This window comes from Streptomyces filipinensis (genome assembly GCF_014649495.1).
In the GTDB taxonomy this organism is placed as follows: Bacteria; Actinomycetota; Actinomycetes; order Streptomycetales; family Streptomycetaceae; genus Streptomyces; species Streptomyces filipinensis.
On the sequence record NZ_BMTD01000002.1, the window covers coordinates 495,358 to 516,086 of the forward strand.

The window sequence follows — 20,729 nt, forward strand, 5'->3', positions numbered from 1 at the left end:
AACGTCCCTGACGTGGTCAAGCTCTCCGTCATCGTGCCGTTCTACAACGTGCAGCAATACGCGCCCGACACGCTCAGGAGCCTGAAGGCGAACGCGTGTGAGGACTTCGAATTCATTCTCGTCGACGACTGCTCCCGCGACGAGACACCAGAGATTCTCGCGCGCGCGGAGCGCGAGCTGCCCGGGGCCGTCTACGTCCGGCACGAGCAGAACGGAGGGCTGGCGACCGCCCGCAACACCGGTATCGACCGGGCGCGCGGCACGTACCTGACCTTCCTGGACGGCGACGACTGGCTCGCCCCCGGCTACTTCGCGCAAGCGGTTGCGGCCATGGAGGAGCTGGGCTGCGACTTCATCCGCACCGACCATGTGCAGTGCACCGCGCGGTCGCGTTCGGTGAACCGGGTGCCGGTCGGCCGGCGCAACGTGGTGATGGACCCGCGGGAGGCGATCCTGCCCGCCGACCGGTCGACGTCCGTGGACTACGCGTACGCGTGGGCGGGTCTCTACCACCGCCGGCTGGTGGACAAGGGGCTTCTGCACTTCACCGACGGGCTGCGCACCGCCGAGGACCGGCCGTGGATCTGGAAGCTGCACCGGGAGGCGGAATCCTTCGCCGCGGTGAGTCTGCTCGGCGTGTTCTACCGGCGCGGGGTCGCCTCCTCGCTCACCCAGATCGGTGACGTCCGGCAGCTCGATTTCATTCGCGCGTTCGATCAGGTCGTCGCGGAAACCGCCCAGGACCGGGACGCCGACCAGCTGTTGCCGAAGGCCGTCCGTACCTATTGCGCCATCATTTCCCATCATCTGGGATCCATCGAAAGGTTCGAGCCCGCGGTGGCGAAGAAACTGAAATCCATGAGTGCCGCCGCCCTGCGGCGCATGCCGCAGGACGTGCTGGACGAGGCGCTGGACTCCATGGACCTCCAGCGCGCCACCAAGCTGCGCCGGCTGCGCCGCCGTCCCGCCGCCGCGGGGGCCGCCGCGTGACCACGCAGATCTTCCAGGCGTCGACGCTGTACGGCACGGCCACGCTGGCCGCCGCACTGGACTCCGGCTGCTTCCGCCCGGCCGACCGGCGGATCCTGCTGGTCTGCAACAACGCGGCCACGCCCGAGACCACGCCCCCGCTGGACGAGGCGCCCGGCTTCGAGAAGCTGCGCGACCGCTTCGACGACGTGATCTCGTACAACGAGACGATCTTCCCGTTCCATCCGGGTGGCTGGGCGCCCCGCGGGGACGATCTGCCGCTCTGGGAGCGTTTCCTGCGCCACGAGTGGCGGCTGGGCCACGACGACGTGGCGTTGGCGGTCGAGTCGATCCAGGTCAACCCGTCCCTGGCGCTCGCGCAGATCTTCACCGGCGCCCCGGTGACGGTCTACGCCGACGGCCTGATGAGCTACGGCCCCACCCGTAACAAGATCGACCCGCTGGTCGGCACCCGCGTGGACCGGGTGCTGCACCTGGACCTGGTGCCCGGCCTGAAGCCGCTGCTGCTCACCGAGTTCGGCGTGCCCGGCGAGATCGTGCCGACGGCCGCCTTCACCAAGGTGCTCGCCGAACTCGCCCCCAGCGGAGACGGGTTGCCTCGGATCGAGGAGCCCGCGCTGCTGCTCGGCCAGTACCTGTCGGCACTGGACATCCTCACCGCCGAGCAGGAGGAGAACCTGCATGTGCGGATGCTGAGGGGCGCGGCGGCGCTCGGCCACACCCAGGTGGTGTTCAAGCCGCACCCCTCCGCGCCGGCCCGCTTCACCCGCCTGCTGGAGCGGGAGGCGGAGCAGCTGAAGGTCGAGCTGACGGTGCTCGACACGCCGGTCCTCGCCGAGGTGCTGTACCAGCGGATGCGTCCCGCGCTGGTCGTCGGCTGCTTCTCCACCGCCCTGCTCACGGCGCGGGCGCTGTACGGCCTGCCGGTCGCCCGGATCGGCACCGAGGCGCTGCTGGAGCGGCTGACGCCGTACGAGAACAGCAACCGGGTGCCGGTGACCATCGCGGACGCGCTGCTGCCCGACCTCGGCGACCGTGCCGCGGTCACCGGGCAGCGCTCCGGCATGGACGTCGAGGCGCTCGGCGCGCTGATCCGCGCGGTGGGCTTCGCGATGCAGCCGAAGATCTACCCGCGGCTTCGCCCGCAGGCCGAGAGCTGGCTCGCACGGCACCTGAACCCGCACACCATGCGCTACTTCAAGCGCCGGCGACTGTCCTCACTGGCCCTGCCCGGCGGGGTGCCCGCCCAGCTGGCGTTCATCCCGCGCAACGCGACGGTCCGCCGGGTGGCCCGCAAGGCGCGCAGCCTGCGCAACTCCGTACGCCGGTGAGGACACGACGGTGAGGAGGGGTGGGCCCGGCGCGGGCCCACCCCCTCCCGTTCACCCGGATGTCAGCTCAACTACCCGCCCATGACGGCTACTTTCACACAAAATGATGAGGTGATCTATTTTCGTTCGGGTAGGCGCTGAACACCATGGCCGCTTCCTCCCCCGCCCTCGCCTCCGTTCCCGCACCCTCCGCCGCCGGAACGACCCCCGCCTCCAGACCTCGAAGCCGTCTGCTCGCCCTGGACGGCCTGCGGCTCGTCGCCGCCCTGATGGTCTGCCTGTACCACTACACCGGTCGCGGTGGCCCGGTCTCCGCGTCCTGGCACGGCAGCCCGGACCACCTCTTCCCGGCCCTGTCCCGGGCGGCCGTCTACGGCAATTTCGGTGTGCAGTTCTTCTTCGTCATCAGCGGTTTCGTGATCTGCATGAGCAGCTGGGGCCGCACCCTCGGTGACTTCTTCCGCTCCCGGGTCGCCCGCCTGTATCCCGCGTACTGGGTCGCGCTCGTCCTCGTCACCGGGGCGTCCCTGGCGCTGCCGGTGGTCGTCCACGCGGTCCGGCTGGACGAGTTCCTCGTCAACCTGACGATGCTGCAGCAGCCGATGGGCGCGACCCGGGTCCTGGGCGTGTGCTGGACGCTCTGGGTAGAGGTCCGCTTCTACGTGCTGTTCGCGCTGCTGGTGGTCCTGCCCGGGGTGACCTACCGCCGGGTGGTGCTGTTCGCCTGCGTGTGGACGGCGGCGGCCGTGCTGTGCTCCTCGTCGCGCGACGACCTGCTGAACCAGGTGGTCATGCCCGACTACGCGCCCTTCTTCGTCGGCGGTCTGGCGCTGTACCTGATCCACCGCTTCGGCAGCGACCTGCTCGCGTGGGGCATCGTCGCGATGTCCTGGCTGCTGGCCCAGAGCGAGGCCACCCGCGGGCTGTGGGGCCCGCACCCGCACCGGGACCCCTATGTCGTCATCCTGATCGTCACCGCCGCCTACGGGGCCGTCGCCGCCGTGGCCCTGGGCTGGACGCGGTGGGCGTCCTGGCCCTGGCTGGTCACGGCCGGCGCGCTGACCTACCCGTTCTACCTGGTCCACGAGCACCTCGGCTGGTTCGTCATCCGGGTGCTGCACCGGGGGCTCGGCCTGCCCGCGTGGGCGACGCTCGTGACCACCGTGCTCGGCATGCTCGTGCTGGCCTGGCTGATCCACCGGTTCGTGGAGAGGCCGCTCGGGCCGCGGCTGAAGCGGGCCCTGAAGAAGACCCGCGGGCTCCCCGCCGTCAGCTGATCCCGTACCGCGCCCCGACGCCCGCGACCACCAGCGCCAGCCCCTCCTCGAACTGCTCGTCGTAGCCGTCGAAGAGCAGCGGTCCGGCCTGCGCGGCGAGCGGGTACCCGGCCATCCGCCGGGCGCGTTCCCCGACGTCGTACCCCTCCCGCCGCTCGCCCGGGAGGGGCTCGACGCCCTGCTCCTCGGTGACGAAGCCGATGGTGTACGCGCTGGCGGTACGGCCCGCGTGGACCGCCTGGGCGAGGGTGAAGCCGGCGTCCGTGAGCAGGCGCAGGTTCGCTTCCAGCTCGCCGGCGTGGTCCGTGCCCGTGAAGCGTGAACCGCTGAACACCTTCGCCCCGTCCCGGTAGCCGAGCAGCGCGGCCCGCAGCGCGCGGTTCGTCTTCAGCAACCGCTGCTGCCAGGTGTCGGCGGGATCGAGCGCGAGACCGGCGGCCATCCGCCGGTACATCTCGGTCGCCATCTCGTCCAGCAGCGCCTGCTTGTCCTTGAAGTGCCAGTACAGCGCGGGCGCCTTGACGTCCAGCTCCCTGGCGATGGCACGCAGGGTCAGGCCGTCCAGGCCGACCTCGTTCAGCAGGCGCAACGCGGTGTCGGCGACACGGCGGCGGTCCAGGGGCGTGCGTTTCTCGGGGCTCACACTTGACAGCTTAACAGCGTTAAGGGCACGCTCAGGGGCGTCGGCACTTAACGATGTTAAGGAGAATCGTGATGGATGTCCTGATCGTGGGCGCGGGTCCGACCGGTCTGACCCTCGGCATAGACCTCGCCCGGCGCGGGGTGGACGCACTGGTGGTGGAGCGGGCCGAGGGCCTGTTCCCCGGCTCGCGCGGCAAGGGGATCCAGCCGCGCACCCAGGAGGTCTTCGACGACCTGGGCGTGCGGGAGGCGATCCGGGCGGCGGGCGGCCCGTACCCGGCGCGGATGATCTGGAAGGACGGCGAGCGGATCGGCGAACAGCCCATGTTCGACGCCATCGAGGCGGACGAGGGCACCCCGTACACCGACCCGCTGATGGTCGCGCAGTGGCGCACCCAGGAGGTGCTGTACGCGCGGCTCGCCGAGCTCGGCGGCAAGGTGGCCTTCGGACGCGAGGTGACCGGCCTCGAACAGGACGCGGACGGCGTGACCGTGCGGTGCGCCGACGGTACGACCACCCGCGCCCGGTACGTCGTCGCGGCCGACGGCGGCCGGTCGGCCGTGCGGCGCGCGCTGGGCGTCGGCATGGCCGGGGAGGCGGTCGACCCCGCGCCGTTCCTGGTGGCGGACGTACGGCTGACGGGCCTGGACCGCGACCACTGGCACACCTTCCCGCGCGCCGACGGCACCGGCGTGGGGCTGTGCCCGCTCGCCGGCACGGACGACTTCCAGGTACAGGCGCGCCTCGCGGAGGGCACCACGCCCGACCTGTCCCTGGACGGCATCCGGGCGCTGGTGGCCGCGTACACGCACCTGGACGCCGGGGACGTCACGGAGCTGCGCTGGGCCTCCGACTTCCGGCCGCGCACCGGCCTCGCGGACCGGTTCCGGGCGGACCGGGTCTTCCTCGCGGGCGACGCGGCGCACGTGCACTCCCCGGCCGGCGGGCAGGGCCTGAACACCAGCGTCCAGGACGCCTACAACCTGGGCTGGAAGCTGGGCGCGGTACTGCGCGGCGGGGCGCCAAAGGCGTTGCTGGACACCTACGAGGAGGAGCGCCGGGCGAACGCGGCGGCCATGCTGGACCTGTCGACGGGCGTGCACCGCGGCGAGGTCCGGCGCGGGAGGTCGACCCTGCAGCTGGGGCTGGACTACCGGGAGTCGTCCCTCAGCGTGGAGACGCGTGAGAACCCGTCCGGCGTCCGGGCGGGCGACCGCGCCCCCGACGGCACGGTGTCCGGCGTCCGCCTCTTCGACGCGTTCCGGGGCCCCCACTGGACCCTGCTGGGCGCGCAGGCCCCTGCCCCCGGCGTGCGCGCGCTGCCGACGGCCCCGCGGTCATACGGACCGGGCGTCTTCCTGATCCGCCCGGACGGATACGTGGGCTGGGCGGGCGCCTCGTCCGAGGGGGTCGAGGCCTACCTGGCCGGGGTCGGCGTCTGACCCCGCCCTACGCGCCGGGCACGGTGCGGCGGGCGCTACGCACTGGCCAGCGTCAGCTTCACGGCGAACCCCAGGAACAACGCCCCGGCCGCCGAGGTGGCCGTGGCCGACAGCCTCTTGCGCCGCCGGAACGCGGCGGCGAGCCGCGTCCCGCCGAATATCAGCGCGCTCAGATACAGGAAGCTGGCCAGCTGGGCGAACGCGCCGAGCACGACGAAGGACAGGGCCGGCCAGGCGTAGTGGGGGTCGACGAACTGGACGAAGAAGGCGACGAAGAACAGGATCGCCTTCGGGTTGAAGAGGCTCACGACGAGCGCGCGCCGCAAGGGCCGCTCATCGGTGACCGCGGCGGCCCCGGCGGAGTCCTCCACGGCCCTCTCCCGCCGCGTCCGCCACATCTGCCAGGCGGCCCGCAGCATGCCGATGGCGAGCCAGGTCAGATATCCGGCACCGGCGTACTTCACGATCCCGAACAGCACGGCGTTGGCCTTCAGCAGCGAGGCGACCCCCGCGGCGGACAGCGTCATCAGCACGGTGTCACCGCACCACACCCCGGCGGCGGCGGTGTACCCGGCCCGCACACCGCGCCGGGCGGCCACGGAGAGCACGTACAGCGAATTGGGACCGGGCAGCAGCACGATCAGGATCAGGCCCGCGAGATAGGTGGGGAGGTCGATGACACCGAACATGCACAGGAGTGTCGCACGGACGGACGAGGGGGCACGGATTCCCGGAATGTCCTGACCGCCGGGTGACGCGATCCCTACGCTGTTCCTCAGGGGGCCGAGGGAGTCCCCCTGGTCAAGTACAGGGCGGGGCACGGGAATTGGCTTCTGCGGACAACGGCATCGACGAGGCACGTGCACGGATCACGGAGTGCCTAAGCAGGGGGAGCACGACACTCGACCTCTCCGGGCTCGGACTGACAGCGGTGCCGGAGGAGGTGCGCGAGCTGACTCGCCTGATCCAGCTCGAAGTGCAGTCGAACAGGCTCCACGCGCTGCCCGAGTGGATCGGTGACCTCACCCGACTCGAGTTCCTCTCGGCGGACCACAACGCGCTCGTCGCCGTGCCCGAGTCGATCGGCAGGCTCACCGAGCTCCGTGCGCTGGGTCTGGACTTCAACAAGCTGGTCGCGGTTCCGGACAGCCTCGGCAACCTGACCCGGCTGAAGGATCTGCGGCTCTACGGCAACCGCCTCTCCCACCTGCCCGAGACGCTCCGCAACCTCACCGAGCTCACCGTCCTCGCACTCGGCGAGAACCAGCTCGAATCCCTGCCGGCCTGGTTCACGGACCTCACCAGCCTCGAGACGGTCTGGCTGAGCGTCAACTTTCTGACCGCCCTCCCCGAAGACATCGGCCGCCTTGTCAGGCTCCGGCGCCTGGAACTGAGCGCGAACAGCCTCAGCGAACTTCCCAGGAGTCTGGGCGCCCTCCGGGAACTGACCGTTCTGGGACTCCACGACAACCCCTTGACGAGCCCACCCCCCGAGGTGGTCGCCGCCGGTACCCAGGCAGTCGTCACCTTCCTCGCCGAGACCCAGGCCGACCCCGTCCGTCAGTGGTCGTCCAAGGTCGTCGTCGTCGGCGAGGGCCGCGTGGGCAAGACCTCGCTCCTGCGTGCCCTGCGCAACGAGGCCCACAACCCGAACGAGGACAGCACCCACGGGCTCACCGTCGGCACCCTGGACATGCCGCATCCGCATCCCCCCGCCGGGGAGGACGTGACCATGCGGCTGAGCACCTGGGACTTCGGCGGCCAGGAGATCTACCACGCCACCCACCAGTTCTTCCTCACCGACCGCTCGCTCTTCCTGCTGCTGTGGGACGCGCAGATCGGCTGGGAGGGCAGCAAGCTGCACTACTGGCTCGACATGATCAAGGCCAGGGCGCCGCAGGCCCCCGTGGTGCTGGTCGCCACGCATCTCGGTCCCCGGCCCCCGGACCTGCCCCTGGACGAGCTGCAGGAGACGTATCCGGGGCTGATCGTGGAGAGCCTCAGCGCGGACAGCGCGAGCGGTGTCGGTGTCGAGCAGGTGCGTGAGGTGATCCGCCAGCAGGTCGCCTGCCTCCCCCTGATGGGCGTGACCTGGCCGCGCACCTGGCTGCGGGCGGCGGACGCCGTACGGGCGTCCGTGAACAAGCACATCACACCGGAAGGCCTGAACGAGCTGCTCGCGACGGCCGGGGTGCGCGAGCCCTCGCACCAGGCCTCGCTCACCGCCGCGCTGCACAGCCTCGGCGATCTCCTCTACTACCCGGACGACGAGGAACTGTGCGACCTCGTCGTCCTGCGCCCCCAGTGGCTGACGGCGTACATCAGCCGGGTGCTCGACTCCGAGGACGTCCTCAACGAGGGAGGCGTGTTCCACCACTCCTTCGGCGCCACGCTCTGGCAGGACGTCGAGCGGTCCATGCGGCGCCACCTGATCCGCATGATGGAGAACTTCGACCTCTCGTACCGGACCGAGGACCAGACCGCGAGCCTCGTGGTGGAACTGCTGCCCTGGAACCCGCCTCCGTACCAGGACGAGTGGAACTCCCCGGAGCGCCTCGGCCAGCGGGAGCTGCGGCTCCGGTACCGGCTGCACACGGTGCCCCCGGGCATCCCCACCTGGTTCATCGCCCGCGAGCACCGGTTCTCCACCCCCGTGCGCTGGCGTTCCGGGGCCCTGCTCAAGCATCCGGACGGGGTGCACGCCGCGCTGGTGACGGTGGACCGCCATGCGAAGACGGCGGAGTTGCGGGTGCGGGGCTCGTATCCGCACGACTTCTTCGCCGTGCTCAAGGACGGATTCGAGCAGACCCTCCAGCGCTACCCCGGCCTGGACATCACCCGCCTCGTGCCCTGCCCGTACCGGTACCCGGACGGCCGCGCGTGCGCGCACGAGTTCCGGCACGAGCAGCTGCGGGCCCGGCTCGACCGCCGTCCTCCGCTGGAGACGATCGAGTGTCCGGAGCACCTGGAGAACGTCGAGGTCGCGTTCCTGCTGCAGGGCATCGAGCGGCCGGCCGCCGACCGGTCCGAACAGATGACGCGCCAGGTCCTGGAGCGGCTCGACCGGATGGAGATCATCGGGCAGCGCCGGCACGCCGAGGTGCGGGACGGGATCGAGCAGGCCCGGGCCGAGGTGTCGGCGATGGTGGCCGAGCAGCAGCGGGGCTTCCTCGCGCTGCTGCGCCGCGAACAGAGCCAGCAGGAGGCGATCTGCCCCAGTGTGGTCTGGGTGCGCCGGGTGTCGCGCCGTGCGGCGGGACACCGGTTGCGCCCCGGGGACGTCTTCCAGCTGCACCTGTGCTGCGAGGCGCCCGGCGAGTGGCATCTGCTGGAGGGAGCCGAGCCGTACGAGCTGCCCGCGAACTCGAAGTTCACCAAGGTCGTGCTGCCGTACGTGCACCAGTCGCTCAAGGTGCTCAAGTACGTCGTCCCCGTCTTCGGCGCGGCCGTCGGAGCGGTGTCCGAGGATCTGAGCAAGGTGATGAAGGACGACCTGGAGCTGATGAAGGCGCTGCTCGACGCTCTTCCCGACGAGACCCGCCGGCAGCTGAGCGACCGGGAGTCACGCTCCACCGTGCTGGCGACGGACCATGCCGAGTTCCGGCAGATGTACGCCCTGCTCAAGCAGCTCGATCCGGAGGAGCGCTGGGCCGGCCTGAACAAGGTCGTCACTCCCGAGGGCCCGACCTACTGGCTGTGCCGGGAACACGCGCGCTTCTACCAGCAGGGCGTACTGGGCGCGGGCACCGGGCACGAAGCCGTCAGGCTGCCGTCCCAGCCGGGCGGTCCCGGCGCCCTGTCCCGGCAGCAGACCTGAGGCGGGGGGGGAGGCTCAGAACGCGTCCGAGGGCACATGGCTGCCCCACACCTCGCGCAGCGCGTTGCACACCTCCCCCACCGTCGCCCGGGCGCGCAGCGCCTCCTTCATCGGGTACAGCACGTTGTTCTCGCCCTCCGCCGCCTTCGCCAGTGCGGCGAGGGCCGAGTCCACCGCCCGCCGGTCCCGTTCCGCCCGCAGTTTCTCCAGGCGTTCCGCCTGCCGGGCCTCGATGGCCGGGTCGACGCGGAGCGGCGCGTACGGCTCCTCCTCGTCCAGCCGGAAGCGGTTCACGCCCACGACCACCCGCTCCCCGGAGTCGGTCTCCTGGGCGATCCGGTACGCGTTCTGCTCGATCTCGGCCTTCTGGAAACCGCGCTCGATCGCCGCCACCGCCCCGCCCAGGTCCTCGACCCTGCGCATCAGGTCGACGGCCGCCTCCTCCACGTCGTCCGTCATCCGCTCCACCGCGTAGGAGCCCGCGAAGGGGTCGACGGTCGCCGTCACGTCACTCTCGTGCGCCAGCACCTGCTGGGTCCGCAGCGCCAGCCGCGCGCTCTTGTCCGTCGGCAGCGCGATCGCCTCGTCGAAGGAGTTGGTGTGCAGGGACTGCGTACCGCCGAGCACCGCCGCCAGGGCCTGGACGGCGACCCGGACCAGGTTCACCTCCGGCTGCTGGGCCGTCAGCTGCACGCCGGCCGTCTGGGTGTGGAAGCGGAGCATCAGGGACTTCGGGTCCCGGGCGCCGAACTCGTCCCGCATCACCCGCGCCCAGATCCTGCGCGCCGCGCGGAACTTGGCGACCTCCTCCAGCAGCGTCGTACGGGCCACGAAGAAGAAGGACAGGCGCGGGGCGAAGCCGTCGACGTCCATGCCCGCAGCCACCGCCGTACGGACGTACTCGATGCCGTCCGCCAGGGTGAACGCGATCTCCTGTACGGGCGACGCCCCCGCCTCGGCCATGTGGTAGCCGGAGATCGAGATCGTGTTCCACTTCGGGATCTCGGCGGTGCAGTACTTGAAGATGTCGGCGGTCAGGCGCAGGGAGGGCTTGGGCGGGAAGATGTACGTCCCACGGGCGATGTACTCCTTCAGCACGTCGTTCTGGATCGTGCCCGTCAGCTGCTCGGGCCGTACGCCCTGCTCCTCGGCCACCAGCTGGTACAGGAGCAGCAGCAGGGCCGCCGGGGCGTTGATCGTCATCGACGTCGAGACCTGGCCGAGCGGGATGCCGTCGAAGAGCACCCGCATGTCCTCGATCGAGTCGATGGCCACGCCCACCTTGCCGACCTCGCCGTGCGCGAGGGGCGCGTCGGAGTCGTGGCCCATCTGGGTGGGCAGGTCGAAGGCGACCGAGAGTCCGGTGGTGCCGTGGGCGATCAGCTGCCGGTAGCGGGCGTTCGACTCGGCGGCCGTGCCGAAACCGGCGTACTGGCGCATGGTCCAGGGACGGCCGGTGTACATGGTCGGGTAGACCCCGCGGGTGAACGGGTACGCGCCCGGTTCGCCCAGTTTCCCGGCCGGGTCCCAGCCCTTGAGGGCCTCCGGCCCGTAGACCGGTTCGACCGGCAGTCCCGACTCCGACTCACGCGCCATGGATGCCTCCGCAGTACGTCCTGTCACCCCTCACCATGCCCCGTCGTTGGACGGCGGTCACGCGGGGAAGCATCCCCGGCATGAGGATCTCGCGAAGACCCGCCGCCGTACTCGCCTCGGCCGTCTCCCTCACCGCGCTCGCCGCGCTGTGCGGCTGCACCGTGCAGCCCTCCACGGACGCGGACGGCAAAGCCCGGGCACCGGTGCACGTCCGGCTTCCGGAGCAGACACCCGGGCAGGTGTCCGGGCAGGTGTCCGGCCTCCCGCCGGTGAGCGGCCCGGCTGTTCCCACCCCAACGGCCCAGCACCCGTCGATCGCACCGGCCGCGCCCCCTCCCCGGGTGTTGTGGTCGCGCGGCGACAGCGGGCCGGGCGTGCGGGAGCTGCAGGCGCGGCTGCGCCAGCTTCAGTGGCTGTTCGACGGGCCGACGGGGTCGTACGACGATCTGACCGAGCAGGCCGTCAGGGGCTTCCAGGGCAAGCGCGGGCTGCCGCAGACCGGGCGGGCGGACTCCGTCACCTGGCAGCGGCTGGTGTCGATGACGCACCCGCCCGGCACCTGGGAGCTGTATCTGATGGGCGGCCAGCCGGCCGGGGCGCCCGACCCGCGCTGCCTGACCGGACGTGTCCTGTGCATCGACAAGACGACGCGGACGCTGCGCTGGATGGTCGACGGGCGGACGCTGTCCACGACCGCGGTGCGGTTCGGGGCGCAGTACACGCCGACCCGGGAGGGTGTCTTCCACGTCTACTGGAAGGCGCGGCACTGGGTGTCCACGCTCTACCACTCGCCGATGCCGTACGCGATGTTCTTCAGCGGCGGCCAGGCCGTGCACTACTCGTACGACTTCGCGGCGCGCGGATACGCGGGCGGCTCGCACGGGTGCGTGAACGTCCGGGACGAGACCGCGATCGCCCAGTTGTTCGCGCAGGTGCGGATGGGCGACAAGGTCGTCGTCTACTGGTGACGACGGCGGTGGTGTGGGATGCGGGGCGCGGGCGGGACCGGGGGAACGTGTCCCGCCCGCGCCAGGTGCACGAGCCGTGGGTACGGGGGGAACCCCGGCTCAGTGCGACGGCCGATGACCAGTCGGCTCACTCATTACTGCGTGCCGGGCTCCGAAAACGTCACACCTCGCGGGAAGAAATTTTCGCGGACCATGAAAGCGCAGGTCAGACAGGGTGCGTCGGAGTGAGGGCGGAGGGAACGGGCGCGGCGGCGGCGCCGTGCCGGACGGGGCCGCGGCCATGGCCACGGCCCTTGCCGGGGTGACCGTGGCGCCCCCGCCCGGGGCCGTCGTCGTCCCCCTTGCCCTTGTCCTTGCCGTTGTCCTCGTCCTTGCCCTGGCTCTTTCCGCCGCCGCCCGTGCCCTTGGCCGTTCCGCTGTCGCCGCTCCTGCCGCCGCTCGCCGCCCCGCCGGCCAGGTCGGCGGCGGACAGCACGACCTTGCAGTACCGGCTCACGCGTGCGCTGCCGCCCGCCAGGTTCTCCAGCGCGCGCCGGCGACCGGCCTCCAGTTCCCGGCCGTCGCGGATGTCCCGGCAGGCCGCGACGGCGTCCTTCCAGCGGCCGCGGGGGCTTCCGGAGGGCTCACCGGTACCCGGGGCGTCGCTGCCGCCCGCGTGGTCGTCCGGTCCGGCGGCCTCGCCGGGGGCGTGCCCGCCCCGCCCGCCCGGGCCGCCGCTCGGCGCGCCCGGATCCACGGTCGCGCCCGAGGTGCCCTCGGGCGGGACCGGGGCGAAGGGGACCGCGGACGTCTCGTCGGGGGAGGCGGAGGCGGAGGCGGAGGGGCCGGGCTTCTCGGGCGCGAACGGCGTGTGCAGCATCCCGCTCCCGGCGGCCATGGCGACCCCGCCGACCGTGCCCACGGCCATCGCGGCGGCGAGTGCCAGGCGTACCGGGCGGCCCCAGCGGGGGCGGCGGGCCGGGGTTCCGGTACGGCCCGGGGCACCGATGCGGACCAGGCCCGCGTCGGCACCGGGCACGGACCGGCCGGTGCCGCCGCCGGCGGGGGCAGCGGCGGTCCGTTCGGTTTCGGTGGCCTCGCGGGCCTTGCGGAACGCGGCCAGGGCGGCCTGTTCGCCAGGGAGCTCACCGGTGGCGGGAGCCGCCTCCGCGGAGAGCGCGCCGAGCGCACGGGAGAGGCGTTCGGCCTGGTCACGGGCAGAGGCGTCGACGGCTTCCAGTGACTCACCGCGCAGCAGGCGTTCCGCCGTCTCCCGGTTCAGCCACTTGTCCTGCTCGTCGGCCATCACATGTCCTTCTGCGTCCGCGCACGCGTATCCGTCACAGTTGCGGACGACACCGCGCCACGGCGCGGTTCTCGCTGGGGTGGGAGCGCGTCGAGCGCGCCCGCCGATTCCGGATCGTCGCCGAGCAGCTCCGCGAGCCGCTTCAGACCGCGGTGCGCGGCGGTGCGGACGGCGCCGGCGCGTTTGCCGAGGGTCTCGGCGGCGCTCTTGGCGTCGAGGCCGACGACGACGCGCAGGACGACCGCCTCGGCCTGGTCCTGCGGGAGCCGCGCGATGAGGGAGAGGGTGCTGTCGGTGGCCAGGGCCTCGATGGCCTCGCCGGCCGTGTCGGACTCGGCGGCCCGGCCGGTCAGCTCCGTCTCGTCGCCGCCTATGGCGGGACGGCGGCCGCGCATGCGTATGTGGTCCAGGGCGCGGTTGCGGGCGATCCGGGCGGCCCAGCCGCGGAAGCGGTCGGCGTCCCCGCTGAACCGGTCCAGGTCGCGGGCGATCTGCAGCCAGGCCTCGGACGCGACGTCCTCGGCGTCCGGATCGCCGACCAGTGTCCGCACGTATCCGAGCAGCCGTGGATGCACGGAGCGGTACACCGTACGGAAGGCGGTCTCGTCTCCGTCCTGTGCCGCACGCACCGCGGCGGTCAGCTCCGCGTCGTCCCCCAGCACCGCACTCCCTTTACGCCTGTTTCCCGGTCGGCGCGAAAGGCACGTTACGGCGTGAAACCGTTGCCCGTCCATGTCCGCAGGGGGTCCGTAGAAGATGCAACTAACTCGTGACCGGGTGCGGATGTGCGCAGGGTGAGGGCCGACCGGCTCGGGGTGTGACAGAAAACGCACTCCCGGCGCTGTAGGAAGTACGGGTCGCGCGCGGCCCGTCCGCGCGACGGCCGGGGCCTCTCCTGTGGGGGGTGGCGGCCCCGGCCGTTCGCTTGCGTGGGGCCGGCGGGGCCGCTACTTCTTCTTGCTCCCGGCCCCCGCGGGCTTCTTCTTCGCGCCGGTCGGACCGACGCCGGACGGCTTGGTGTCGGCCGGCTTCGCGTCGGCCGGCTTCGCACTCGCCGCCGGCCGCCCCGCGTCCTCGCCCTGCTTGCCCCCATGGCCGCCCTCCGGCCCCTGGGAGCGCTCCAGCCGGGCGCAGTAGGCCGCGACCCCGTCCTCGCCGCCCGCCGCCGTGACGAGCCGCTGCCAGGCCGTCGAGTCCAGGGCACCGCCCCGTTCCCCGGCCCGCTCGTAGGTACGGCAGTGGGCCACGGTGTCCCGGGCGGTGGCGGGGTGGTCCGGGCGGGCGGACGGGCCCGGGGACCGGGAGCCGGCCGGTCCGTCGGACGGGCCGGGTACGGCCGGCCCGTGCGAGGTGCTCGTCGAGGAGTACGCCGGCCGCGGGGTGTGCGGGCGGGCGGACGGACCCGACCGGGCGGAGCCGATCGCCGCGACGGCGACGCCGCCCAGCGCGAGGCTCGCGAGCGCCACCGAGAGCGTGGCCCTCAGCGAGAGCCGGCCGCGGCGCGGCGCCGCGGGCCGCCAGTCGTCCCGGCGCCGGGTGCGCGGGAGGGGCGCTCCCGTGGCGCGGGCGGCACGGAAGGCGGCCACGGCCCGGCGCTCGCCGTCGGCGTCCGTGCCGTCGGCGCGCAGGGCCGCGGCGAGCCGCGCCTCGAACCCCGGGCCGCCGAGGTCCGCCTCGTCGCGCCGGGATGCGGAGAGGATGCCGCCGGGGTGCGCGCGCCGGCGCCCCAGGGGAGCGTCGCCGCTGTGCCGTTCACCCATGCCCGTTCCCGTCCTCGTCCGGCGCGCCGGAGTCCCGCGCCGGTACCTCTCCCATATCCGTACGGCTCGCGATCGGCGCCGTTCATGTCGACTCACCCAGCGTCCGGGGGCCGCCATCCGTCACACCCTCGTCCGCCGCACCTCCGTCCGCCCCGACTTCGTCAGCCGCGTCCCGGGCGCCCAGGTGCCGGGCGAGGCGTTTCAGCCCCCGGTGCGCGGCCGTGCGGACGGCGCCGGGGCGCTTGTCGAGGACGCGCGCGGCGGACGGGCCGTCCAGGCCGACGACCACCCGCAGCAGCACCGCCTCGGCCTGGTCGCGCGGCAGGCTGCGCACCAGTTCCAGCGCCCGGTGCGTGGACAGCGACTCCAGGGCCTCGTCGTCGGTGCTGTGCCGGCCGGGCAGTTCCAGGGCGTCCTGCTCCAGCGGCGCGGCCCGGGGCCGTACCCGGCGGCGGCGCAACTGGTCCAGGGCGCGGTGCCGGGCGATGGTCGCGGTCCAGCCGCGGAAGCCGGCGCCGTCGCCCTTGAACCGGCCGAGGTCGCGGGCGATCTCCAGCCAGGCGTCGGCGGCCACGTCCTCCGCGTCCTCGCCGACGAGGCCGCGCAGATAGCCGAGCAGGCCGGGCTGCACGATCCGGTAGGCCACCGCGAAGGCGGTCTCGTCGCCCTCCTGGGCGCGCGCGACGGCCGCGCCCAGTTCCCCGTCCCGCGGCTGCGGGCGCCGGGGTACCCCTCCCTGGCCCAAGACGTCCTCGTTCGTGCCGAGCTCATGGCCACGGCGTGGCTCGTCCCTCACGGTCCGACACGCTGCGGCCGTGTCTCCGCCCTCCACGGTGATCAGCGCCGGGCCGCACAGAAGTGTCACAGGGTCCGTGGGGCGCGGCGCTGTCACCCGGTCGGCGGTCGCGCCCCGCCCGTCGGCGTACAGGTCGCCGCGCCCGGTCAACGGGAGCCGGTCGCGTCCCGGCACAGCAGGCGCAGCGAGCCGTGACCGGCGAAGCAGCGCCGGGCCTCCTCGACGGGGTCCCAGAGCCGGCCGTCGGGGGTGCGCACCCAGTGGTCGCCGCCGGCCGCCCACCACTCGGCACCGGTCTGGCGGACGATGACCTCACCGGCGTAGGCGCCGAAGCCGCGCAGCACGCTCTCCACGGCGGCGGGCGGCGGCGCCTCGCGCCGGATCTCCTCGATCATCCGGTCGACCCGCCACAGGCTCTGTGCCGAGTAGTCGAGCCGCACCCGGGCGCCCTCGCGCATGGTCGCCACGGTGTCCGCGGCCCACCGTACGGGCTTCGCCGCGGCGTGCGGCCTGGTCTCCTGCTGTGCTGTCACGTCCTGGGCTGTCACATAGGGAAGAGCGAGCGGCGCGGCGCGGCCGTCACGCCTTTCCGAACCGCTGTGCCGACTCCCGCAGAACCGCCCCACGCCGACCGCACGACGGTCACAGGACTCGCCCACGCAGGGGGTTTGAAACGGCCGGGCGCGGGTGCGGGCCCCTGGTGCCTGCCGGCGCCCTCGTCCGTGCCCCGTCGGGGCGCTCGCGGCCGGCGTCGGCGGTGCGGCTCAGGCCCCGGTGCGAGCCCGGCGCGAGACCACCGCCCGCAGCACCCGCCGGCCCTCGATCGAGAGGTCCAGCGCGCGGCGCAGGCCGTGCGGACCGTGTTCGGCGACCAGCTCCAGTACCGCCGTCTGCCGGCGCAGCTCGGCCGCGACCAGCGGAGGCAGATCCGCCGTGTCACCGGCGCGCCCGGCGGCCAGGCCGTCCGCCGCCGCCGTGCCGTCCGCGGCGGGATCGAGCAGCCGGTGGATCCGCAGCGAGGCGACCGAGCAGGCGTCGGCCCAGGGCCGTACCGCCTCGGCGGTGCGCTCGGCCGGGGCCGCCTCCAGCATGCGCCGGGCGAGCAGCGCGACCTCGTCGTCCGGCTGCCCGGCGCCGAGGGCGGCCCGGGCCCTGTCCAGGCCCGCGCTCCAGTCGGAGCCGTCGGCGAGGCTCGCCCACAGGGGCCGGAGCAGATCGTCGTCGGCGCCGAGCAGAGGCAGGCACCGGTCCAAACAAGCCAGCCCGCTGGCAGCCAGTCCGCGTTCGTCGGCCTGCGCGATGCGTTCCACCAGGCTCATGAATGTCTCCCTCGCCAGGGCACCGACCGGTACGGAGCCCGCACTTCCCCTTACTGCGTGCTACGGCGCGGGAGTGTCACAGCGGGCGTTTTCAGCCAAGCCGGTCCGCCAGGCTCCGGAAGTCCGGCCAGGACAGTGCCGGCTTGCCCGGGTCCCACAGCTTCTGCACGGTGGCCCGCAGCGGCAACCGGATCCCGGCCGCGACCTGCGCCTCCGTCTGCGCGTTCGGGAAGTCGGACCACACAGCGAACGAGCCGCCGGGGATCTGCCCGTCGTAGCGCGCCGGTACGGCGGCCGTGCCGCGCAGCACGCGCGGGTTCCACTGCTCGTAGATCCGCTGCCCGGTGGGATACACGAAGGTCTGCGGCTGGCCGAGGACGTAGTAGAGGAACTCGTCGTTGTGGTTGAGCACCCTGCGCCCCGCGGCCAGGTACTCCAGGGGCGGCCGGGCGCCGATCTCCTTGCCGGTCCAGTAGGCGACCTGGAGGTCCTTGGCGGCCTGCACGGAGGTCCCGCGGTAGAAGCCGTCGTTCCAGGCCCGCACGGTCCTGCCGTGGGCGCGGACGGTGGCGGCGCGGTCGTTCAGCCAGCCGGTGGCGAGGTCGGCGACGGTGCCGCCGGAGCCGTACTTCCGCCGGGCGGCGGCGGCCAGCTGCGGATACGAGGCCTGCGGGTCCTTCACGGTCAGCGCCTGGTACTCGTCGCCGCCGAGGTGCCACTGGTCGCCGGTGAACAGCCCCGCGTACTCGTTCAGCAGATCGTCGACGATCCTGGCGGAGGCGGGCTTGGAGATGTCGATCGCGCCCTTGGTGGGGGTTCCGCTCGCGTTGCGCAGCTGAAGGTCGGGATGGGCGGCGAGGACGGCGCCCAGGTGCCCGGGCGAGTCGATCTCGGGGACGACGGTGATGTGCCGGCTGTTCGCCAGGGCGACGATCCGCTCCACCTGTGCCTTGCTCAGATGGTCCGGCGAGACGATCTCGGGGTGGGTGCCGGACTCGATGCGGAAGGCCTGGTCGTCGGAGAAGTGCAGCCCCAGTTCGTTGAACTTCAGGTCGCCGAGCTCCCGTATTCGGTCCTCGATCCAGGACTCGGAGTACGGTTTGCGCGCGATGTCCAGCATGAACCCGCGCACCGGCTTGGCGGGCGCGTCCCGTACGACCCCCTCGGGCGCCGTACCGCCGCCGTGGACCTCCTGCTTCAGCGTGCGGGTGCCGTAGAAGACACCGGCCTCACCGGGGCCGCTGATGTCCACCCGCCCGTCGCGGACGGTCATCGTGTACGACTCCTGGTTCCCGCCCCCGCCGAGCGTGAGCCGGACGTCCCCCGGCCGCACGTCGTCCTTCCGGCCGGCGTAGGTGAGCCCGAGCTCGCCGGCTATCAGCCGCCCCTCGTCGGCCAGACCCGCGGCGCCGATCACCACGCGGTCCGCCTTCCGCGGCTGCCAGCCCGGTCCCCGCTCCGGGGTGTGGGAGCGCACCGCGGGTATCGTGCGCGGCGCCGGGGACAGCGGATAGGTCCGGCCGGGCCGCGGACTCGCCGGGGGTGTGGCCGCCGAGCCGGAGTCGGTGCCGGCCACCCGGGCGGACGACGACTGCTGCTGCCGCGCACCCCCTGCCGGTTTCCCGCCGCCGCCCGACGAGGCCCACACGCCGACCCCCGTGCCGAGCGCCACGGTCCCGACGAACGCGGCGGCCACGACCGCCCGTTTGCGTATCACCTGCTGCGCCGACGTGCGGCGCCTGTGCTGGGTCACCGTGCCAACGTACGACCGATCCGGGCTTCCTTCGTCATCGAGGCGTTCCGAAACTCTCCCGTCCGGGTGAATTTCAGGCATCGCACGGACACACAGTGACCACTCTCGATAACCTGACGACACACCTTTCACAGCATCCCCTGCCACGCCACATGTGACGCGAGGACCCACGCTGCCCGCCCATCGCCTCCCGTATCTCCCCAAGCCTCTCGACGCCTTCAACACCGCCCCCGCCGACGAGGCCCGCGCTGTGCTGCTGCACTGCCTGAACAGCCGGCGCTGGTCCCACCGCATCGCGGACCACCGCCCCTACCCCGACCTGGACTCCCTCCTGGCCGCGGCGGACGAGGCGGCGTACGACCTGTCGCCGGCCGACCTTTCGGAGGCCCTCGCCGGGGAATCGCTCCCCGACCTGCCCGAGGACACCTACTCGGCGGCCCATATGGCCCTGAGCGCGGCCCACGCCGCCTACGAGGCGAGATTCGGGCACGCGTTCGTCATCTATCTGGGTGACGCCCACCCGGACGAGGCCATCGACCGCATCCTCGAAGCGATCCGCACACGATGGGCGAACGACCCGGAAGACGAACGGGTCGTGGCGGCGGAGCAACTCCGGCGCCTCGCAAGAAGCAGGCTGGGCACCTGCCTAAGGGGCGCGACCAGCCACAACGCACCCGCAGTCGGTAAATAACGGGACACACCGCCGCGTAGCCGTACGCCCCCTAACCCATCCGGTGCCAATTTGATCACACAAGGTAGGCCCCCCGTAAAGCACGGCGCAGCGCATGGCTACGATGCTGGGGGCCGGTGGACCGTACCCGGCCGGGCCCGACCGACAGTGAAGCCGGCGCGGCCCTAGTCCCCGCTCCCGGAGGGTTCTTCCGTGCCGGCTGGAACGCTGTACCGCGGCCGGGAAGGAATGTGGTCCTGGGTGGCTCACCGAGTCACCGGCGTCCTCATCTTCTTCTTCCTGTTCGTTCACGTGCTGGACACCGCTCTCGTGCGTGTCTCCCCCGAGGACTACGACAAGGTCGTAGCCACGTACAAGACGCCGATCGTCGCGCTGCTGGAGTACGGCCTCGTCGCCGCCATCCTCTTCCACGCGCTCAACGGCCTGCGCGTCATCGCCGTCGACTTCTGGTCGAAGGGCCCGCGCTACCAGAAGCAGATGTTCTGGACCGTGATGGGTGTCTGGATCGTGCTGATGCTCGGGGCCGTCTACCCGGTCCTCGGCCACGCCGCCCGCGTTCTCTTTGGGAGCTGACGCCGATGTCCACGACTGAAACCACCCCGTCCGGCGTCGGCCCCGTCGAGGGCGCCGCCTACGACGTCGACAACCCCGCCCCGCTGATCGAGGCGCCGCGCAAGCGCACCAAGAAGACCCCGAAGTCGACCCGGGGCAACTTCGAGCTGGCGGCCTGGCTGTTCATGCGCCTGTCCGGCATCGTGCTGGTCGTCCTGGTCCTCGGCCACCTGCTGATCCAGCTCGTGCTGGACGGCGGTGTCTCCAAGATCGGCTTCGCCTTCGTGGCCGGCCGCTGGGCCTCCCCCTGGTGGCAGGTCTGGGACCTGCTGATGCTGTGGCTCGCGATGCTGCACGGCGCCAACGGCCTGCGCACGGTCATCAACGACTACGCGGAGCGCGCGAGCTCCCGCATGTGGCTGAAGGCCCTGCTGTACACCGCCACGGTGTGGACCATCCTGCTGGGCACGCTGGTGATCTTCACCTTCGACCCGAACATCCGCTAGGCA

At 72.4% G+C, this 20,729-nt stretch carries 19 protein-coding genes; 9 read left to right on the forward strand and 10 right to left on the reverse strand.

Annotated features, from left to right (window positions below; all coding sequences use genetic code 11):
• The first annotated feature begins 12 nt into the window (after positions 1-12).
• The 3 genes from IE244_RS07260 (at position 13) to IE244_RS07270 (ending at position 3,598) form a co-directional block, all read left to right on the forward strand.
• Positions 13-990: a glycosyltransferase family 2 protein gene (locus IE244_RS07260; RefSeq protein ID WP_191872148.1), complete on the forward strand. Its 978-nt coding sequence runs from the start codon at positions 13-15 to the stop codon at positions 988-990.
• Complete coding sequence (locus IE244_RS07265) at positions 987-2,321, forward strand: alpha-2,8-polysialyltransferase family protein (protein WP_191871783.1); 1,335 nt, start codon at positions 987-989, stop codon at positions 2,319-2,321. Before IE244_RS07260 ends, IE244_RS07265 begins: the two co-directional genes overlap by 4 nt.
• A 146-nt stretch (positions 2,322-2,467) precedes the next feature.
• The gene (locus tag IE244_RS07270) at positions 2,468-3,598 is read left to right on the forward strand and encodes an acyltransferase family protein (protein ID WP_191871784.1); all 1,131 of its coding nucleotides are present in this window, start codon (positions 2,468-2,470) and stop codon (positions 3,596-3,598) included.
• Here the strand turns inward: IE244_RS07270 and IE244_RS07275 are convergent.
• On the reverse strand, positions 3,591-4,241 hold the full coding sequence (locus IE244_RS07275) for a TetR/AcrR family transcriptional regulator C-terminal domain-containing protein (RefSeq protein ID WP_191871785.1): 651 nt from the start codon (positions 4,239-4,241) through the stop codon (positions 3,591-3,593). The genes IE244_RS07270 and IE244_RS07275 overlap by 8 nt on opposite strands.
• 65 nt (positions 4,242-4,306) lie before the next feature.
• On the opposite strand from IE244_RS07275, the gene IE244_RS07280 reads away from it, so the two are divergent.
• A complete protein-coding gene (locus IE244_RS07280) occupies positions 4,307-5,683 on the forward strand; it encodes an FAD-dependent monooxygenase (protein WP_191872150.1) in 1,377 nt (458 codons plus the stop codon).
• A gap of 35 nt (positions 5,684-5,718) precedes the next feature.
• Here IE244_RS07280 and leuE read toward each other — a convergent pair whose 3' ends face one another.
• Entirely contained in the window at positions 5,719-6,372 is a 654-nt protein-coding gene (gene leuE / locus IE244_RS07285; protein ID WP_191871787.1) for a leucine efflux protein LeuE, read from the reverse strand.
• A gap of 254 nt (positions 6,373-6,626) precedes the next feature.
• Here leuE and IE244_RS07290 point away from each other — a divergent pair, with 254 nt between their 5' ends.
• Complete coding sequence (locus tag IE244_RS07290) at positions 6,627-9,500, forward strand: COR domain-containing protein (RefSeq protein WP_191871788.1); 2,874 nt, start codon at positions 6,627-6,629, stop codon at positions 9,498-9,500.
• Between the two features lie 15 nt (positions 9,501-9,515).
• On the opposite strand, the gene IE244_RS07295 is transcribed toward IE244_RS07290, so the two are convergent.
• A complete protein-coding gene (locus IE244_RS07295; RefSeq protein WP_191871789.1) occupies positions 9,516-11,096 on the reverse strand; it encodes an acyl-CoA mutase large subunit family protein in 1,581 nt (526 codons plus the stop codon).
• 80 nt (positions 11,097-11,176) lie between these two features.
• On the opposite strand from IE244_RS07295, the gene IE244_RS07300 reads away from it, so the two are divergent.
• Positions 11,177-12,064 (forward strand): L,D-transpeptidase family protein, encoded by an 888-nt coding sequence (locus IE244_RS07300; protein WP_191871790.1) that lies wholly within the window; start codon positions 11,177-11,179, stop codon positions 12,062-12,064.
• A gap of 205 nt (positions 12,065-12,269) precedes the next feature.
• On the opposite strand, the gene IE244_RS07305 is transcribed toward IE244_RS07300, so the two are convergent.
• From IE244_RS07305 to IE244_RS07335, 7 genes are all read right to left on the reverse strand, one after another.
• Complete coding sequence (locus IE244_RS07305; RefSeq protein ID WP_191871791.1) at positions 12,270-13,349, reverse strand: hypothetical protein; 1,080 nt, start codon at positions 13,347-13,349, stop codon at positions 12,270-12,272.
• The gene (locus tag IE244_RS07310) at positions 13,349-14,011 is read right to left on the reverse strand and encodes an RNA polymerase sigma factor (RefSeq protein ID WP_191871792.1); all 663 of its coding nucleotides are present in this window, start codon (positions 14,009-14,011) and stop codon (positions 13,349-13,351) included. The genes IE244_RS07305 and IE244_RS07310 overlap by 1 nt, the downstream gene beginning before the upstream one ends.
• Before the next feature lie 285 nt (positions 14,012-14,296).
• Positions 14,297-15,109 (reverse strand): hypothetical protein, encoded by an 813-nt coding sequence (locus tag IE244_RS07315; protein WP_191871793.1) that lies wholly within the window; start codon positions 15,107-15,109, stop codon positions 14,297-14,299.
• Positions 15,110-15,191: 82 nt separating this feature from the next.
• On the reverse strand, positions 15,192-15,854 hold the full coding sequence (locus IE244_RS07320; protein ID WP_191872152.1) for an RNA polymerase sigma factor: 663 nt from the start codon (positions 15,852-15,854) through the stop codon (positions 15,192-15,194).
• 197 nt (positions 15,855-16,051) lie between these two features.
• Complete coding sequence (locus IE244_RS07325) at positions 16,052-16,438, reverse strand: hypothetical protein (RefSeq protein WP_191871794.1); 387 nt, start codon at positions 16,436-16,438, stop codon at positions 16,052-16,054.
• Between the two features lie 231 nt (positions 16,439-16,669).
• Positions 16,670-17,224, reverse strand: a complete 555-nt coding sequence (locus IE244_RS07330; RefSeq protein ID WP_191871795.1) for a hypothetical protein — start codon at positions 17,222-17,224, stop codon at positions 16,670-16,672.
• Between the two features lie 91 nt (positions 17,225-17,315).
• Positions 17,316-18,977, reverse strand: coding sequence for a beta-N-acetylhexosaminidase (locus IE244_RS07335; protein ID WP_229853991.1), 1,662 nt, complete (start codon positions 18,975-18,977; stop codon positions 17,316-17,318).
• Between the two features lie 154 nt (positions 18,978-19,131).
• On the opposite strand from IE244_RS07335, the gene IE244_RS07340 reads away from it, so the two are divergent.
• The 3 genes from IE244_RS07340 to IE244_RS07350 all read left to right on the forward strand — a co-directional run bounded on the left by IE244_RS07340 (position 19,132) and on the right by IE244_RS07350 (position 20,726).
• A complete protein-coding gene (locus tag IE244_RS07340; RefSeq protein WP_191871797.1) occupies positions 19,132-19,668 on the forward strand; it encodes a 2-oxo-4-hydroxy-4-carboxy-5-ureidoimidazoline decarboxylase in 537 nt (178 codons plus the stop codon).
• A 192-nt stretch (positions 19,669-19,860) separates the two neighbouring features.
• Positions 19,861-20,241 carry a succinate dehydrogenase, cytochrome b556 subunit gene (gene sdhC / locus IE244_RS07345; RefSeq protein WP_037685290.1) on the forward strand — a complete coding sequence of 127 codons (381 nt, stop codon included), beginning with the start codon at positions 19,861-19,863 and terminating at the stop codon, positions 20,239-20,241.
• Positions 20,242-20,246: 5 nt separating this feature from the next.
• On the forward strand, positions 20,247-20,726 hold the full coding sequence (locus tag IE244_RS07350) for a succinate dehydrogenase hydrophobic membrane anchor subunit (protein ID WP_191871798.1): 480 nt from the start codon (positions 20,247-20,249) through the stop codon (positions 20,724-20,726).
• Positions 20,727-20,729 lie beyond the last annotated feature (3 nt).

What these genes read in the sequence shown, in the direction of transcription:
- IE244_RS07305 (WP_191871791.1), bottom strand. Translation starts at nt 13,349, where the DNA reads ATGGCCGACGAGCAGGACAAGTGGCTGAACCGGGAGACGGCGGAACGC.
- IE244_RS07350 (WP_191871798.1), top strand. Translation starts at nt 20,247, where the DNA reads ATGTCCACGACTGAAACCACCCCGTCCGGCGTCGGCCCCGTCGAGGGC.
- IE244_RS07295 (WP_191871789.1), bottom strand. Translation starts at nt 11,096, where the DNA reads ATGGCGCGTGAGTCGGAGTCGGGACTGCCGGTCGAACCGGTCTACGGG.
- IE244_RS07315 (WP_191871793.1), bottom strand. Translation starts at nt 15,109, where the DNA reads ATGGGTGAACGGCACAGCGGCGACGCTCCCCTGGGGCGCCGGCGCGCG.
- leuE (WP_191871787.1), bottom strand. Translation starts at nt 6,372, where the DNA reads ATGTTCGGTGTCATCGACCTCCCCACCTATCTCGCGGGCCTGATCCTG.
- IE244_RS07330 (WP_191871795.1), bottom strand. Translation starts at nt 17,224, where the DNA reads ATGAGCCTGGTGGAACGCATCGCGCAGGCCGACGAACGCGGACTGGCT.
- IE244_RS07270 (WP_191871784.1), top strand. Translation starts at nt 2,468, where the DNA reads ATGGCCGCTTCCTCCCCCGCCCTCGCCTCCGTTCCCGCACCCTCCGCC.
- IE244_RS07300 (WP_191871790.1), top strand. Translation starts at nt 11,177, where the DNA reads ATGAGGATCTCGCGAAGACCCGCCGCCGTACTCGCCTCGGCCGTCTCC.